This window comes from Salifodinibacter halophilus, assembly GCA_012999515.1.
Taxonomy (GTDB): Bacteria; Pseudomonadota; Gammaproteobacteria; order Nevskiales; family Salinisphaeraceae; genus Salifodinibacter; species Salifodinibacter halophilus.
In genome coordinates this window covers 1-276 of sequence record JABEEB010000207.1, presented here as the reverse complement: position 1 = coordinate 276, position 276 = coordinate 1, and the positions used below count along the sequence as shown (strand labels likewise).

The 276-nt window shown below is 76.4% G+C and carries 1 protein-coding gene; it reads left to right on the top strand.

Annotated features, from left to right (window positions below; genetic code table 11):
* Positions 1–276: hypothetical protein (locus HKX41_11340; GenBank protein NNC24725.1), on the top strand; the 276-nt coding region annotated here is incomplete at both ends.

The window sequence follows — 276 nt, the reverse complement described above, 5'->3', positions numbered from 1 at the left end:
GCCGGCGGCGCTGCAATTGCAGTTGGCGCGCACCGCGCGCCTGTCCGGGCACCCGGCGCAAGCCGCCACACGCCTGCGCGAAGCGCTGGCCGAAGCGGCGGACACCGACCCGATGCGGGTGGCGTTGCTGGAAGAACTGGCCGCCGCGCAGGAAAGCGGCGGCGACGGGGTCGCCGCCACCGCGACCTTGCGCGACGCCCACGCCAAGGCGCTGGCGCTGGCGCGCGCGCAACACGACCGCCAGCTCGACTGGTTGCGCGCGCGCTTCGACGCGGC